Source organism: Bradyrhizobium zhengyangense (assembly GCF_022012435.1).
Taxonomy (GTDB): Bacteria; Pseudomonadota; Alphaproteobacteria; order Rhizobiales; family Xanthobacteraceae; genus Bradyrhizobium; species Bradyrhizobium zhengyangense.
On sequence record NZ_JAKLUA010000001.1, the window covers coordinates 1,023,851 to 1,037,041 of the forward strand.

At 64.9% G+C, this 13,191-nt stretch carries 13 protein-coding genes and 1 pseudogene; 3 read left to right on the plus strand and 11 right to left on the minus strand.

Annotated elements, in window-relative coordinates; translation table 11 throughout:
• Positions 1-769 precede the first annotated feature (769 nt).
• The gene (locus tag L6637_RS05015; protein WP_237869424.1) at positions 770-2,095 is read left to right on the plus strand and encodes a TROVE domain-containing protein; all 1,326 of its coding nucleotides are present in this window, start codon (positions 770-772) and stop codon (positions 2,093-2,095) included.
• Between the two features lie 118 nt (positions 2,096-2,213).
• A complete protein-coding gene (locus L6637_RS05020; protein ID WP_237858437.1) occupies positions 2,214-3,554 on the plus strand; it encodes an RtcB family protein in 1,341 nt (446 codons plus the stop codon).
• Positions 3,555-3,596: 42 nt separating this feature from the next.
• Here L6637_RS05020 and L6637_RS05025 read toward each other — a convergent pair whose 3' ends face one another.
• From L6637_RS05025 to L6637_RS05075, 11 genes and pseudogenes are all read right to left on the minus strand, one after another.
• Positions 3,597-3,944, minus strand: a complete 348-nt coding sequence (locus L6637_RS05025) for a carboxymuconolactone decarboxylase family protein (protein WP_237858438.1) — start codon at positions 3,942-3,944, stop codon at positions 3,597-3,599.
• A 3-nt stretch (positions 3,945-3,947) separates the two neighbouring features.
• The gene (locus tag L6637_RS05030; protein WP_237858439.1) at positions 3,948-4,469 is read right to left on the minus strand and encodes an RNA polymerase sigma factor; all 522 of its coding nucleotides are present in this window, start codon (positions 4,467-4,469) and stop codon (positions 3,948-3,950) included.
• A complete protein-coding gene (locus tag L6637_RS05035; RefSeq protein WP_237858443.1) occupies positions 4,466-4,675 on the minus strand; it encodes a YgaP family membrane protein in 210 nt (69 codons plus the stop codon). Before L6637_RS05035 ends, L6637_RS05030 begins: the two co-directional genes overlap by 4 nt.
• A gap of 94 nt (positions 4,676-4,769) precedes the next feature.
• Positions 4,770-5,954, minus strand: coding sequence for a serine hydrolase domain-containing protein (locus L6637_RS05040; RefSeq protein WP_237858444.1), 1,185 nt, complete (start codon positions 5,952-5,954; stop codon positions 4,770-4,772).
• A gap of 148 nt (positions 5,955-6,102) precedes the next feature.
• Complete coding sequence (locus L6637_RS05045; RefSeq protein WP_237858446.1) at positions 6,103-6,795, minus strand: GNAT family N-acetyltransferase; 693 nt, start codon at positions 6,793-6,795, stop codon at positions 6,103-6,105.
• A gap of 4 nt (positions 6,796-6,799) precedes the next feature.
• Positions 6,800-7,147 carry a Lin0512 family protein gene (locus L6637_RS05050; protein ID WP_212066034.1) on the minus strand — a complete coding sequence of 116 codons (348 nt, stop codon included), beginning with the start codon at positions 7,145-7,147 and terminating at the stop codon, positions 6,800-6,802.
• 24 nt (positions 7,148-7,171) lie between these two features.
• Entirely contained in the window at positions 7,172-8,998 is a 1,827-nt protein-coding gene (locus L6637_RS05055; RefSeq protein ID WP_237869426.1) for a chloride channel protein, read from the minus strand.
• Positions 8,999-9,106: 108 nt separating this feature from the next.
• On the minus strand, positions 9,107-10,762 hold the full coding sequence (locus L6637_RS05060) for an acetolactate synthase large subunit (RefSeq protein WP_237869428.1): 1,656 nt from the start codon (positions 10,760-10,762) through the stop codon (positions 9,107-9,109).
• Between the two features lie 369 nt (positions 10,763-11,131).
• Positions 11,132-11,228: pseudogene (locus L6637_RS05065) on the minus strand (methyltransferase); the annotation flags it as partial.
• A 204-nt stretch (positions 11,229-11,432) separates the two neighbouring features.
• Positions 11,433-12,059, minus strand: a complete 627-nt coding sequence (locus tag L6637_RS05070; protein WP_237869430.1) for a PadR family transcriptional regulator — start codon at positions 12,057-12,059, stop codon at positions 11,433-11,435.
• Positions 12,060-12,167: 108 nt separating this feature from the next.
• Positions 12,168-12,719, minus strand: a complete 552-nt coding sequence (locus L6637_RS05075; protein WP_237869432.1) for a carboxymuconolactone decarboxylase family protein — start codon at positions 12,717-12,719, stop codon at positions 12,168-12,170.
• Between the two features lie 69 nt (positions 12,720-12,788).
• Here L6637_RS05075 and L6637_RS05080 point away from each other — a divergent pair, with 69 nt between their 5' ends.
• Positions 12,789-13,163 (plus strand): MmcQ/YjbR family DNA-binding protein, encoded by a 375-nt coding sequence (locus L6637_RS05080; RefSeq protein WP_237869434.1) that lies wholly within the window; start codon positions 12,789-12,791, stop codon positions 13,161-13,163.
• The last annotated feature ends 28 nt before the right edge of the window (positions 13,164-13,191 follow it).

Consider the following 13,191-nt stretch of genomic DNA (forward strand, 5'->3'; position numbering starts at 1 on the left):
GTTCGCAATTGGCGGCGCGTCGACAGCGCCGCGATAGAAATTTCGTAGTTCGGTTTGTCGCGACGATCGCGGCTCAACCGACGCTGGTGGTGAAGATGTCGGATACTTCCTCCGCGGTAAAGCGGGCTCGAACCCCGCCTTTGACACACGCACCGGGATGCGGCCTCGGAAAAGGTTCGCACGCGGCCCGGCGCAGGATCCGTCCGCAAGGACGGCGCCTGTGTTGTCGTCACTGAGAGCCGATATCGCCCGTTCCCCAGCGTACCCCTCAACAGCCGATGCGAAAGCATCGGTCTGGCGGTGGTGAAGATGTCTGTTACTTCGTGGTGAAGGCGCGAGAGCGCCGAGCAGGTTCGAACCCTGCGCGCCGAAAGGCGGATCGCCCGCAAGGGCAGCAACAGCGTCGCCCGTTCCCCGCCAACCCCATCACCGTCCGTGGTGAAGATCGCTGTTACTTCGACTGATAATCGAGAGGTCGCGGGTTCGAATCCCGCCCGGTGTACTGTGCACCGGTAGCTCAGAGGATAGAGCGCTACCCGGCACGCAGGGTAAGCTGCAAGCTGGGGTCTCAGCATCGCCCGTTCCCGGATCGTGTCTTTCTCATCCCCACCGCCGGTGGTGAAGAGCGCTGTTACTTCGTGATCGCAGCGGCAGTGCCTCGATCTTCTTCGGACATCGAGCCCGCTCTGCGAAGCTCCGAGAGGAGCAGTACAGCCTCGTTTGTTCCCCGGCACCGCTTTCATTCCCCATCAACCCAGAGGAGGCCGTCATGGTCGAGCTCAACAAGATCGTTCGCGCCTTCACGCGTGAGGGTGCGCGCGCCGTGCGCTTCACGCCCGAGATGGAGCTGAAGCGGGCGCTGATGAACTGCCTCCTGTGGGAGGACCAGTTCTACGAGGACGGCGTCTCCATCGCCGACCGCATCAAGGCCCTCGTGCCCAAGGTCGCTCCTGCCCGCGTGGCGCAGCTCGCGATCGAGGCGCGCGAGGTGATGAAGCTGCGGCACGCGCCTCTGCTCGTCATCCGCGAGATGGCGCGCAGCGAAAAGCATCGCGCGCTCGTCGCCGACACGCTTGCCCAGGTGATCCAGCGCCCCGACGAGATGACGGAGCTGCTCGCGATCTACTGGGCGGATGCGCTTGGGCCGATGCAGCAGCGCAAGCGTCAGCCGGTCTCCGCGCAGGTCAAGAAAGGCCTTGCCCGCGCGTTGACCAAGTTCGACGCCTACCAGCTCGCGAAGTACGACCGCGACGGCGCGGTGCGCATCCGGGACGTGCTGTTCCTGGTGCACGCCAAGCCGAAGGACGCCGAGCAGGAAAAGGTGTGGAAGCAGCTCGTCGATGGCGAGCTTGCCTCCCCCGACACCTGGGAGGTCTCGCTCTCGGCCGGCAAGAGCAAGCGCGAGACCTTCGAGCGGCTGATCGCCGAGAAGAAGCTCGGCGGACTGGCGCTGCTGCGTAACCTGCGGCTGATGCAGAATGCGGAGGTCCCGCGCGAGACCATCGCAGGCGCGATCGAGGCGATGCGGACGGATCGTATCCTTCCCTATCGCTTCATCACAGCGGCGCGCTACGCGCCGGACTTCGAGCCTGAGCTCGAGACTGCGATGCTCAAGTCGGTCAAGGACCATGTGCGGCTTCCCGGCCCCACCCGGCTCCTGATCGACGTATCCGGCTCGATGTTCACGCCGCTCTCCGCACAGTCGGAAATGACGCGGGCGGAGGCGGCGTGCGGTCTTGCCATCCTGGCGCGCGAGATCTGCGACGAGGTCGAGATCTTCACCTTCTCCGACAAGGTGGTGAAGGTCCCTCCCCGCCGCGGCTTCGCGCTTCGGGACGCGATCATCAACTCGCAGGCCCATAGCGGGACCTGGCTTGGCAAGGCAGTGGCGGAGATCGACCGCAAGGGCGATCGACTGATCGTCTTCACCGACGAGCAGAGCCACGACCGCGTGAGCGAGCCAAAGGCGCACGGCACCATGGTGAACGTGGCCTCGTATCAGCACGGCGTCGGCCACGGCGCCTGGACCCGCGTCAACGGCTTCTCCGAGGCCGTGGTCGCGTGGATCGCGGCGTCGGAGATGGCATTGAATTGATCCCTCCACAACAACCGCCCCGGACGCAAGACATCGCGCCCGGGGCCACTGAAACCTCTGAAATGATCCGCCCGTCCCGGCTATGGTGCGGGCGGAATGCAAAGCAGGACACACGATCATGCGACGACCTGATCCCTACATGGAACGCGCCCGAGAGCTCTGCCTCGCTGCCGGCGTCGATCCGGACTCGCGCGTTGGCGAGGGACGCGGCCGGCCGGCCTGGTGTTTATACAAGGACGCGGCGCGCAAGGAGCATCTGGCCCGCGAGGCCGATGCGACCGCGGGCGCCATCGCCGCACTGCGCCCGCAGGATGCCCGCTTCCAGAATGCGCCGCTGAAGATTTTCGGCCCGCATGAAGATGCGACCATCGCCCAGATGCGCAATTGCATGGCGGTCGGCAACGTCGTGTCCGGCGTGATCTGCGCCGACGGCCATCTCGGTTACGCCCAGCCGGTCGGCGGGGTCATCGCCTACGAGAAGCAGATCAGCATCTCCGGCGTCGGCTTCGACATCGGTTGCGGCAATATGGCGGCCCGGCTCGACACGCGCTTCGACGACATCGCGGCGGTCGCTCCGACGATCATCCGCGACGTCGCCAAGGTGATCTCGTTCGGTGTCGGCCGCGCCAACGCAGAGCGGGCCGAGCACGCGCTATTCGACGACGGCGATGCCTGGCGCGAAAGCGACATGGAGGCCTACCGCCAGAAGGCGGTGGGCCAGCTCGGCACGGTCGGATCGGGCAACCACTATGTCGACCTCATGCGCGACGAAGAGGGCTTCGTCTGGATCGGTGTCCACTTCGGAAGCCGCGGCCTCGGGCATACGTCCGCGACGCGCTACCTCAAGGCCGCCGGCGGCAAGGACGGCATGAACGTCCCGCCCGCCGTGGTCGACGAGGATTCCGAGCTCGGCCGTCGCTACATTGCGGCGATGCAGCTCGCCGGGCGTTATGCCTATGCGGGCCGCGAGTGGGTCGTCGAACGCGTCCGCCAGATCATCGGCGGCAGCGTGACCGAGAGCGTGCACAACCACCACAACTATGCCTGGCGTGAGACCCACGACGGCAAGGATCTGTGGGTGGTGCGCAAGGGGGCGACACCGGCGTTTCCCGGCCAGAAAGGATTTGTCGGCGGCTCGATGGGCGACGACGCCGTCATCCTCGAAGGCATCGACAGTCCGGAAGCCAAGGCTTCGCTTTACTCGACCGTGCACGGCGCCGGCCGCATGTTCGGGCGAAAGGAAGCGAAGCGCCGCTTCTCGCGCGCCGAGATGGACCGCTGGCTCAACGAACGCGGCGTCACCTTGATCGGTGCCGATCTCGACGAGAGCCCGATGGCCTATCGTCGCCTGCCCGACGTGCTCGCGCAGCACGCCGGCACCGTGCGGGTGCTGCACACGCTGCGGCCGTTCGCCGTCGCCATGGCCGGCGAAGGCGAATTTGATCCGTGGAAGGACTAACGCAAATCGTGGGTGGGAGGCATGGCCTCCCACCCACAACATCTAGTTTTCTCCCTCGCCGCGATGTCCGTCAAACAGCCGCTGCGCCAGCAGCGCATGGCCAAGGGTGCCGCCGGCGCGCACAGCGGCTGCGATCAACGCGGCCTCCGCGACTTCTTCGCGCGTGGCGCCTGCCTTCGCCGCCTGCGCCGTATGCACGTCGAGACAATAGGCGCATTGCGTCGTCAGCGCGACCGCGAGCGAGATCAGCTCGCGATATTTGGGCGGGATCAATCCGTCCTTGCGCTCGACCGCATGGTTGAACGCGAGGAACGCGTTGGCCTCGACCGGCGCCAGCGCGACGAAAGCGGGAATCGATTTCAAGTCGTCAGAACTCTGATAGTCGGTCATGGCTTATCTCGTCAGGTATTCGCGCATCAAGGCACGGGCGCGATGCAGCCGAGCTTTCACTGTCTGACGCGTCGCACCGAGGGCTTCGGCGATTTCATCGATGGTCATTTCCCTGACGTCGCGCATCAGCGCGACATCGCGGTAATGCGGCGGCAGCGCTTCTAACGCCGCGGCAACATCGAGCCGCAGTTCAGCCTCGGGCCGCGCGAGCAATGCGACCTCCGTCTCGCTGTCACCGACAGGCACGGCCAAGCCCGCTTTGCGTGCGAGCCGCAGGCATTCGCGGCGAACGACGCTGAACAACCAGGCAGACAACGCGAGCAGCGAGCGGATCGTGCCGACATGCCGGAACAGGATCCACAGCGTCTCCTGCGCGGCATCTTCGGCATCCGCCGAACTGCGGCACGTCGCTCGTGCGTAGCGGCGGATGTCAGGCTGCGCCGTCTCGAGCAGGCGGGCAATCGCCTTGATGTCGCCGAGCCGCGCGGCCTCGAACAGGTTTTGCGAGATCGCCGCCGCACTCACGAGACGCCTCCCCGGTCGATACCCGCCATCGCGCACATCGGGCAATAGCCGACGAGGCCGGTCAGCGCGAAGCCAGCGCCGCCGAGCGCGACCAGCCAGGCCAACGCGCCGGTGAAATAGACAAAGGCGGCGACCGCGACCGCGATCCCGGCGGCAACCCGCACCGCCTGGTGCAGGCCGCCGATATTCTTCCTGTAGAACCCCATCGCATCCTCCCAAATGAGTTGAGGCGGATTGCCTCGACCACTAGGAGGGCGCGACGGCCGAAAAGGATTCGCGGGGATGCGCAATTTTTTGCGGTCAGGCTCCGACGGCCTGGTAGGCCAGGCGCTTGAACTCGAAGAAGAACGGATTCCAGAAACCGAGATGGCGCTGCGCCATCAGCACGCCAGCGGTATTGGCCTCAGGGCAGATCCACCAATGGGTGCCGGCGAGCCCGCCCCACTGGAATTCGCCGGTGGAATTCGGCGGATCGAACGGCGTCGGCGCGAAGGTCAATGCGCCGCCGAGGCCAAAGCCCTTGCCAGGCATCGGCCCGAGATTGGCAAAGCGGATGGTCTGACCTGCCGGCAGCTGATTGGTCAACATCTGCTGCAGCGTCTCCGGCTTCAGCAGCGCATCCGGCCCGGGGAGCAGCGCCTTCACCAGGGCCAGCATATCAGGCAGGGTCGAGACCAGCCCGCCGCCACCCGACAGGCGCGGGAACGGGTGTCGATAGGCCTGCGGAAAAGGCAGATCGTCGGCGCGCGTGAGACCGGGCTTCATCGGATCGAGCACGTCGGCACCGGTGTAATGTGCGACCAGCCTGCCCTGCTTCGCTTCGGGCACGAAGAAACCCGTATCGGTCATGCCGAGCGGATCGAAGATACGCGCCTTGAAGACGACATCCAGCGGCTTGCCCGCGACGACTTCGACCACGCGGCCGAGCACGTCGGTCGCCACTGAGTATTCCCAGCTCGTACCGGGATGATAGGACAGCGGCAGATCGGCGAGCTTGTCGATCATGTCGGTCAGCGGCGTCAGCGGATTGAGCACGCGCGCGTCGTTGTAGCCTTTGAACAGCACCGTGCCGGGATCGAAGATGCCGTAGCTGAGACCGGACGTATGGGTCAGCAGATGCCGGATCGTGATCGAGCTTTTTGCCGGCTCGACATCGGCAAGGCTCGATGCGCCCTGCTTGAGCACTTTGCGATTGCCGAGCTGCGGCAGGAATTTCTCGATGGGGTCATCGAGTCCGATGCGGCCTTCCTCGACCAGCAGCATGATCGCGGAGGTGACGAATATCTTGGTGTTGGAGAATGCGCGGAAAATATGGTCGGGCCGGAGCACGGTCTTCGCCTCGCGATCGGCGAAGCCGACGCATTGCTGATCGACCACCTCGCGCCCGCGCAGCACCGCCCAGGACACGCCAGGAATGATCTCCTGATCGACGTAGCGCTGCATCGCCGTCCGCGCGGCGGAAAAATCTGGCGTCCTGGCGTCCATAAATCGGTTCCTCCCCGAGATGATTGCGATGGATATAGCAACAAATCAGCCGCGGGGAAGCCCGTTCGCGGAGCAGATTGAGCAGCCGAACTCGCTGCTCGTCGACGACGCGAGCCGATGCGCCCGCTCCGGCGTACGTGCCGGGCTCTCACCCCTGCTTCATGAATGCCGTCACGTGCAGCCGGCGACGGATGCGCATGCCCTGTCGCTCGTACAACGCGATGGCGGATGCGTTGTTCGAAAACACGTGCAGGAACGGAATTTCGCCGCGCGCCTCGATCCGGCGCGCGACAGCTGCGAGGAGCGCCTGCGCGTAGCCACGCCCGCGATAATCGGGGTGGACGCAGACCGCCGTCATCTCGACGAACTTGCCCGGCTTCATCCGCTCGCCCGTCATCGCGACCAATTCGCCGCCAGCACGAATGCCGAGGAAGGTCCCGAGCTCGTGCGTCCGCGCGGCGAACGGCCCGGGCTTGGTCAGGGTGGTCAGCGCCGTCATCGCGGGCACGTCGGCCTTCCCGAGCGTGACGATCTCGGCATCGCGGAGCGGGCTGTCGGCGGGTGAGCCGATCATCTGGTCACCGCTCTCGGCCAGCACCACCTTGAAGCCGGCGGGAACGTCGACCGCCTCCGGCGTGAACAGCGCGACAACCTGCGAGGGCGCCATGAGATCGCCCAGCGCGGCGAAACTCTCAGCGGACATGTCGACCATGTCGGCGAACGGCGTCATGTCCACGGGATAGCGTAGCGCGCGTGGGCCGCCCTCGGCCAGATGTTTATGGCTCGTCGTCAGCGCGCTCCAGATCGGACGATCCAATAATGCTTCATCGCTGTCGGACACCGGTCTAGTCCTTGTCGAAGCTGACGATGACGGCAGCATTGGCGATAAGGATGGGATCGTTCGCCACTTCCGTGGCCGAGGGAATCTCCAGCCCGCCCTTGACCGCGGTGACGGTCACGGTGCCGTAAGGAAGCTCCTTGGCGACCGCATCCTTGTCGACGGCCTCAGGGTTGGGCACGCCGATGGTAACGTCGACGAACATGTCGTTCGCGGTCTTGCCGATCATCCGGAAGAAGCCGAGACTCGAATGCCTGATGGCATCAGACACCGCGCGTTTCGCCGCCTTGGTGGCGTCCCTGCCGTGAACGTCGACGCCCATGCCCATCTCGGTAACACAACGAACGCGAGTCATGCTCATTCCTGTCGGTGCTGGAGTTCAGAGGGGCTGACCTTCCGCGATCCGCGCCTCCGGCACAAGCGCCTTTTCGCGCAGGAAATATGCGTTGCGGTCCTCCTCCTGCGCGTTCACGACCGCGCGAATTCGCAGCAAATCCTTGCGAGCGATGAGGCCAACCACGCGATGGCTGACGCGATCGACCACCGGCAGCCGCCCGAGATCGGAGGCAACCATGAGATCGGCGACCCGCCCCAGCACATCATCGGGATGCGCCACCACGCTCGAGCTGTCCGACGCGACGTCATCGAGCGTTGCCGCCTGATGATCGCCCTCGGTGCGCCAGCGCAGGACGTCGGCACGGGTCACCATGCCGGTCAGCCGTCCATCGCCAGCGACGACGGGATAGGATTTGTGACGGCGCTGGTCGGAGGTGAAAAACGCCACCGCCGTGTCGATGGTCATGTCGACCGGCAGCGTGTCGACATTAGTCACCATGACGTCGGCCGTGCGCATCAGCTCGAACGGATCAATGGCGTATTCGCGGGTGATATGCTGGCCGCGGCGCGCGATCTTCTCGGTCAGGATCGAGCGCTTGAGCAACAGCACGGTGACGGCATGCGCGGCGCCGGTCGCCGCCAGCAGCGGCAGCAGCATGTCGATATTGCCGGTCAACTCGATCGCGAACATCACGCCTGTCAGCGGTGAGCGCATCGTGCCGCCCATCATCGCGGCCATGCCGACCAGCGCCCAGAACGACGCGCCGCCGGGCAGCACCAAGCCCTCCATCCAGCCGGCGGTGCCGCCGAGGATCAGCAGCGGCGCCAGCACGCCGCCCGACGTGCCCGAGCTCAGCGCGACCACCCAGATCACTGACTTCACCAGCAACAGCCGGATCGCTTCGTCGCGCACCATGTGGCCGGACAACAGATCGGCAATGACATCGTAGCCGACGCCGAGCGCACGCGGATCGATCAGCCCGCCAAGGCCGACGACGAGGCCGCCAAGCATCGGCCACCACATCCAGTGCACAGGCAGATGATCGAACAAATCCTCGATCGCGTAGAGCAGCCGCGTCATCAGCCCCGATTGCAGGCCGGCAACAATGCCGACGCCGATCGCAGCCGCGAGGCCCCACCAAGGCAGGTCCGTCCGCTCCGCGAACGGAAACAGCGGTCCGGTCCCGAACAGCAGCGGACGCCACGCAGCCGAGATCACCGCCCCCGTCACCACGGGCAGGAAGCTGCGCGGCTTCCATTCGAACAGCAGCAATTCGACCGCGAGCAGCACCGCGGCGATCGGCGTGCCGAAGATGGCCGTCATGCCGGCGGCAGCGCCTGCAACCAGCAGCGTCTTGCGCTCGGCCGCGGTGAGATGGAAGCACTGGGCGAAGATCGATCCGATCGCGCCGCCCGTCATGATGATCGGTCCCTCGGCGCCGAACGGGCCGCCGCTTCCGATCGATACCGCCGATGACAGCGGCTTCAGGATCGCGACCTTCGGCTGCATCCGGCTGCCGCCGATCAGGATCGCCTCAATCGCCTCGGGTATGCCGTGGCCCCGGATCTTCTCCGAGCCGAACCGCGCCATGAGCCCGATCACCAGCCCGCCCAGCGCCGGCGCGAGCACCATCCAGATCCCTGGATGGGCGTTCGCCAGCGAGACGTTCGCGGTGCTCAGGTGACCGAACCAGACCAGATTGGTCACCAGCGCGATCAGCTTCAACAGCACCCAGGCGGCCCCGGCACTGATGCTGCCGACCAGCAGCGCCATGCCGATCAGGACCAGAACACGGCGGTCGGCGGTAAAATCTCCGGGCTTGCCGCGAGGACGCGGGAGGCCGCCGGCGATGTCGGGGGTCTGGCGCATGAATGTCTCTTGTCGGGAGGATTCTTCGCGCCTGAAATATATCGTAGAACGATATATATCAAGGAATGGCTGGTATGATCCTCCCGGGCAATTTCCGCAGAGTTGCTGCTATTTCTGCCGCGCCCGCAGCTCGTCGACCAGCACCCGCACGTTCTCCGAATAGTCGATCGGGATCGCGACCAGGTGCACGCCCCCCTCCTTGAAGGCGGCATCCAGCGTCGGACGGAAGCTGTCGATGCTTTCGATACGATGGCCTTTGGCGCCATACGCCCTGGCGTAAAGCGCAAAGTCGGGATTGCCGAAGGTCATGCCGTAGTCGGCGAAATGATCGACCGCCTGCTTCCAGCGGATCATGCCGTAGGCGTTGTCCTCCAGCACCAACACGACCAGGTTGAGCTTGAGGCGGACCGCGGTCTCCATCTCCTGGCTGTTCATCATGAAGCCGCCGTCGCCGGCCACTGCGAGCACGCGGCGATCGGGATAGAGCATCGCGGCCATCATCGCCGACGGCAGGCCGGCGCCCATCGTCGCCAGTGCGTTGTCGAGCAGCAGCGTGTTGGCGACACGGGTACGATAGTTGCGCGCGAACCAGATCTTGTACATGCCGTTGTCGAGCGCGACGATACCGTTCTCCGGGATGACCTGGCGGATGTCGTGCACGATGCGCTGCGGCGTCGGCGGCCAGCGCGCTTCAGTGGCGCGGTCGGCGATGTGATTGAGGATCCCTTCGCGTAGCGGCAACAGCGCCGCCGCCTGCGGCAGCTTGCCTTCGAGCCGGTCGGCGAGCAGCTCCAGGCTCGGACCGACGTCGCCGACCACTTCGGCATCGGGAAAATAGACTAGTTCGACGCTGGCCGAGGTGTAGCTGACGTGAATGACCTTCGGCCCTGATGGCCCCATGATGAAGGGCGGCTTCTCGATCGGATCGTGGCCGATCGCAATGATAAGATCGGCGGCATCGATGGCATCGTGGACATAGTCGCGCTCGGACAGCGCCGCGGTGCCCATGTAGAGATTGGTGCCGCCGGGCACGGTGCCCTTGCCCATCTGGGTGGTGAAGAACGGAATGCCGGTCCGCCGCACGAAGCTCGCAATGCCGTGGGTCGACCGCGGCCGGCTGGTCGCGGCGCCCATCATCACCAGCGGACGCTTTGCGGCCAGAATCATCTCGGCGGCACGATCGAGCGCGGCGCGATGCGCGACCGGGATCTCGATCGGATGGACCGGGATCGCAGGAACGGCCTCGACCTCGTCGCCTGCGATGTCCTCGGGCAATTCGAGATGCACCGGTCCCGGCCGCTCCTCCATCGCCACGCGGAAGGCATCGCGCACCACTGTTGGAATCGACGAGGCGCTGACGATCTGTCGCGACAGCTTTGTCAGCGGCTTCATGGTCGCGACCACGTCCACGATCTGGAAGCGCGCCTGCCGGCTGCTCATGATCGGCTTCTGGCCGGTGATCAGGATCATCGGCATTCCGCCGAGATTCGCATAGGCCGCACCGGTGGAGAGATTCAGAGCGCCAGGGCCGAGCGTGGAGAGGCAGACGCCAGGCTTGCCGGTCAATCGCCCATGGGTCGCGGCCATAAAGGCGGCGGCCTGCTCATGGCGGGTCAGCACCAGCTCGATTTTCGAGGTGCGCAGCGATTCGACGAGGTCGAGATTTTCCTCGCCAGGCACGCCAAAAATGCGGTCGACCCCTTCGTTCTCCAGCGCCGCGACGAACAGGTCCGATCCCTTAACTTTGCGTTCCTGCGCACTCATGTCGCCTCCGCTTGCTGCTGGCTCCGTGTTCCCGAAGCCATCTCATGGTAGCCAACTGAGCCGCGGGCACAATTCACAAAGCGGCGCATCACTCCATCAACAACCGATGGAGTGTGAGCAACCGCGCTGCGCTCTTTCAATTCGCCCGACCACGCAGAGACACATTTGCGTCCTCGCGGCGTGCTTTAGCCCGTCAGGCAACGCAAGGGCTTGTGCCTCACTTCACCTTCAATGACAGTTCCGTGCCGCCCTTGAGCGGCAGCGTCATCGACACAAAGCCGTTTTTGGGATCGCGGATGAAGGCGAGAAAGTCGGGCTCGGCATTGTCATTCATGACATAGCCGCCGACGAGCAGCTGCGGCGCACCGTACCGCCGCCATTGTCGCGGAGCGCGGCGGCAAAATAGAGCGTGGACATCCCGACCGAGGTCCGCGAACTCGACGACGCGGGTGGCGCGCAGGCCGCGGCACAACAAATAGATCAACTCGCCCTGCTCGGGATGAATCGAAAAATCTTGCTCGGCACAGGCGTGAGGATCGCGGCTGCCGGAGCCGCCGCGCGGGCCGCCACCGGAGGGCCGCTGCCGCGCGCCTTGCAGGCGCGCGATCACGGCGTTGACGCGCGGATCTTGAATCGGGCTGTGCGGCCGATCATTCATATCTGGCGTCCCTCACTTGCCGAGGATTTCAGCCGCCGCGCGCTCCAGGATGCCGGCGATGCGACGCGCCTCGGCGGAATCGCTGCCATGCTTGCTGCGCAGCGCGCGCTTGAGGTTGTGGCGGGCGCGATGCAATTCGTCAGAGGCATCCGCATCGAGATCGCTGACGCCGGCAAAAGCCTCGCGCACCTCGTCCATGCGCCGTCCGATCCGCGACAGCGCTTGCAGAATTGCATCAGCGGTGCCGCGCTGCTCGGCAAGAAACGCCTCGCCTTGCGGCGTGATGCTGTAGAGCTTGCGGCCGCCATCCTGCGCGACGCTCGCATGACCCACCTCTTCGAGATAGGTCAGCGCCGGATAGATCACGCCGGGGCTCGGCGTATAAAATCCCTCCGACCGCTCCTCGATGATCTTGATCAGCTCGTAACCATGCGCCGGCCTGTCGGCGAGCAGGGCCAGGATCACGAGCTGGAGATCCTGCGAGGACAGCCGTCGTGCGCCCGGGAAATCGTCGCCGCCGCGTCCGAAAAAGCCATGGCCGCCGCGGCCGAAGCGATGCCGCCCGCCGTGCCGGCCCATGGCGAAATGGGCGAAGTGCCCGAAATGGAAGTCTCTGTGGTCTCGGTGTTTGCCGATCATATCGTACGTCTCCTTCTCAAAACATATCTTACGATATAATTTGCGATAATACGGGCGCAAATCACAGATCCGTGATCGTCTGCCAGCGGGAGCAGCGACCGACGGCCGCTACTCGGCTGCCTCACTGTGGGACCCGCCCTGCTCGACCTCGAGCTGAAGAATGTCATTGAAGCGGTTGAAGGCACCGCACAGCGCGATGCGCCAGGTCAGCTCGACGATCTGCGCTTCGGAGAAATGGGTGCGCAGGCGAGCAAAGATCTCGTCGCGCGTCCGGTTCCAGTTGTTGGTCACAGCAATGGAGTATTCGACGACGAGCTTGTCGAGGTCATCGAGCTCGGGATGATCCTTGTAGTCAACGAGGCGCGCAGCGCCCTCCTCCGACACGCCCTGCACCGCGAGTTTGGGTGCGTGATGCGAAACGCAGTAATCGCATTTGTTGAGCAGTGACACCGTGACCAGCGCCAGCTCAAGATGGCGCTTCGAGATCATGCCGTCGCTGGCGAGATCGACCAGCAGCGACCACATGTGCTTGAAGATCGGGGCGCGATGCGCCATCACACCAGCCTGGTTCTCGAACGCACCATAGGTCGTCATCTTGTCCCACAGCGGTCGCAATGCTTCCGGCAGATCGTTTCGGGTCTTGATCGACACGCGCGACATGGCATTCCATCCTCGGTTGGAACATGCATGCTGCCATAAAGGTGCGCCGATGTCCGCTAGCGCAATCGCATGACTCCCAAGAGCTTTGAAGCACGCTGCCTGCGCCTGCCCGCCGCCACCAAGGTGGTGCAGTGGGAAGGCACCTCCGTGTTCAAGGTCGGCGGCAAGATGTTCGCGCTGAGCGGCGGGTATACGGCTGAGTCCGGCGGCTACATGTTCAAGGTCTCGAACATGGCCTATGCCATGCTGATCGAGCACGGCCTGGCGCGGCCGGCGCCCTATCTCGCACGGGCCAAATGGGTGCAGCTTGTCAGCAATAACGCACTGCCGGATTCGGAGCTGACGGCCTATCTGGCGCAGGCCCATGGGCTGATCGTGGCGAAGCTGACAATCAAAAAGCGCAAGGAGCTTGGGCTTGCGTCGCCACACACCGGACCCGCGTGACGATCTCCGCGTGCAGCGGATCGTCTGC

Excerpts from the sequence above, each read along its gene's own strand:
- L6637_RS05080 (WP_237869434.1), top strand. The coding sequence starts at position 12,789 with ATGACTCCCAAGAGCTTTGAAGCACGCTGCCTGCGCCTGCCCGCCGCC.
- L6637_RS05020 (WP_237858437.1), top strand. The coding sequence starts at position 2,214 with ATGCGACGACCTGATCCCTACATGGAACGCGCCCGAGAGCTCTGCCTC.
- L6637_RS05025 (WP_237858438.1), bottom strand. The coding sequence starts at position 3,944 with ATGACCGACTATCAGAGTTCTGACGACTTGAAATCGATTCCCGCTTTC.
- L6637_RS05040 (WP_237858444.1), bottom strand. The coding sequence starts at position 5,954 with ATGGACGCCAGGACGCCAGATTTTTCCGCCGCGCGGACGGCGATGCAG.
- L6637_RS05060 (WP_237869428.1), bottom strand. The coding sequence starts at position 10,762 with ATGAGTGCGCAGGAACGCAAAGTTAAGGGATCGGACCTGTTCGTCGCG.
- L6637_RS05070 (WP_237869430.1), bottom strand. The coding sequence starts at position 12,059 with ATGATCGGCAAACACCGAGACCACAGAGACTTCCATTTCGGGCACTTC.
- L6637_RS05050 (WP_212066034.1), bottom strand. The coding sequence starts at position 7,147 with ATGACTCGCGTTCGTTGTGTTACCGAGATGGGCATGGGCGTCGACGTT.
- L6637_RS05075 (WP_237869432.1), bottom strand. The coding sequence starts at position 12,719 with ATGTCGCGCGTGTCGATCAAGACCCGAAACGATCTGCCGGAAGCATTG.
- L6637_RS05055 (WP_237869426.1), bottom strand. The coding sequence starts at position 8,998 with ATGCGCCAGACCCCCGACATCGCCGGCGGCCTCCCGCGTCCTCGCGGC.
- L6637_RS05035 (WP_237858443.1), bottom strand. The coding sequence starts at position 4,675 with ATGGGGTTCTACAGGAAGAATATCGGCGGCCTGCACCAGGCGGTGCGG.
- L6637_RS05015 (WP_237869424.1), top strand. The coding sequence starts at position 770 with ATGGTCGAGCTCAACAAGATCGTTCGCGCCTTCACGCGTGAGGGTGCG.